We start from the raw sequence: 1462 nt of genomic DNA, 5'->3' as shown, positions 1-1462 counted from the left end.
GTCGGAGTGGTTGACGGCGATGATGACGCCGATCCGGCGCAGGTCGCCCACATGGGCGCCCTTGAGGACGAGCCGGTCGCCAACATGGGCGATCATGGGACGACTATCCACGGGTGCCGCATGAGCAAGTCCTGACCTCGGCCTCAGCCGGATAGTCGTGCCCGGAACGATCCTGACGGGAACAGCCGTGAGCAGCGGAGGCAGGGCGTCGTCCCGCGGCGGCGACTGCCGGGCCACCAGGGTCCAGGATGACTCCCTCCCACCCTACGCCTGTCCGTCGTGCCCGGCGGAAACCCGTCAGGACTGACGGCCTGGACCGCTCAACCGCGCGCCTTTCCGATGCCATCTACCGCGGCGGGCTCGTCGCAACGTGGTCAAGAGCTCAGCTGGCCGCGAAGCCGCGTGGACAGGGAGCGGACAGCGCTGCCGCGCAACCTGTGGGCATCAGTGCCGAACGAATCTCGAGAGTGAAGCCCGTTATGCGTGAGTTCAGTTTGTTTGTCGGCGGCATGGGCTGCCGCCGCTGCGTCCGTGAAGTGACCGCGCGCCTCCGCGACGTTCCCGGAGTGGAAACGGTCAGCGCCAACCCCGGGAACTGCATGGTCCGTCTGTCGGGCTCCATGGAGCTCGAGGACGTGCTCGCCGCGTTCACCGGCACCAACTACCGGCCTGAGCTCGAGGGCACGGGACGCGGCGACAGCGGTGGGACAGCGGCCGGCAAGTCAACGCCCTGAGCCTGTTGCCATAGCCGACCACGACCGGTCCGTCATCACAGAAGGGCACGTCATGTCTACTAAGCCTTCCGCCGCGAAAGCCCGAAGCAGCCTCCGTTGGCTCGCTCTCGGCGTTATCGCCGCGGCCCAGTTCATGGTCATCATGGACACCTCCATCATCGGCGTCGCGTTGCCGGAGATGCAGCACGACCTCGGCTTCACCCCTGGGGGGCTCAGCTGGATATTCAACGCCTACGTCGTCGCGTTCGGCGGCCTTCTGCTTCTCGGCGGTCGGCTCTCAGACCTGTTCGGCGCCCGCCGCATCTTCAGCATCGGCTGGATTGTCCTGGCCGTCGGGTCGCTGATGGCCGGGTTCGCCGGCAACGTCCCCGTCGAGCTCGCCGGCCGCGCCGTTCAAGGCGCCGGATCCGCGCTCATCGCTCCCGCCGCGCTGACGTTGCTGTTCATGACGTTCGGTTCATCGCCGAAGGAGCTCACGAAGGCGTTGGCGTTGTACGGCGCCGCAGCACCCGCCGGAGGCACCGCCGGTGTCTTCCTCGGCGGCGTCCTTACCGAGTACGCCTCGTGGCCTTGGGTGTTCTTCATCAACGTCCCGCTTGCCGTCATCGTGCTCGCGGTGACTCGTTCGGCGCTGCCCGCAGGCGCGACCCGCCGCGGCTCCCTGAACGTCACCAGCGCCGTCACCGTCACCGCCGGGCTCGCGTCGGTCGTGTTCGCTGTGGTGCGCG

The 1462-nt window shown here is 67.9% G+C and carries 3 protein-coding genes; 2 read left to right on the top strand and 1 reads right to left on the bottom strand.

Translation table 11 applies throughout. The annotated features are described in order from the left end of the window. Positions 1 to 96, bottom strand: a 96-nt coding sequence (locus AB0M20_RS43220; protein WP_364307277.1) for a DUF1918 domain-containing protein, incomplete at its 3' end; no start/stop codon positions are given. Between the two features lie 383 nt (positions 97 to 479). Between AB0M20_RS43220 and AB0M20_RS43215 the strand changes: the two genes are divergently transcribed. Together AB0M20_RS43215 and AB0M20_RS43210 are read left to right on the top strand one after the other, a co-directional pair. Further along, the gene (locus AB0M20_RS43215; protein ID WP_364307275.1) at positions 480 to 734 is read left to right on the top strand and encodes a cation transporter; all 255 of its coding nucleotides are present in this window, start codon (positions 480 to 482) and stop codon (positions 732 to 734) included. Between the two features lie 142 nt (positions 735 to 876). Then, positions 877 to 1462: MFS transporter (locus AB0M20_RS43210; RefSeq protein WP_364307274.1), on the top strand; the 586-nt coding region annotated here is incomplete at its 3' end.

The organism is Actinoplanes sp. NPDC051633, assembly GCF_040681735.1.
In the GTDB taxonomy this organism is placed as follows: domain Bacteria; phylum Actinomycetota; class Actinomycetes; order Mycobacteriales; family Micromonosporaceae; genus Actinoplanes.
The sequence above is the reverse complement of the archived record's forward strand: the minus strand, read 5'-3'. Positions and strand labels throughout refer to the sequence as shown.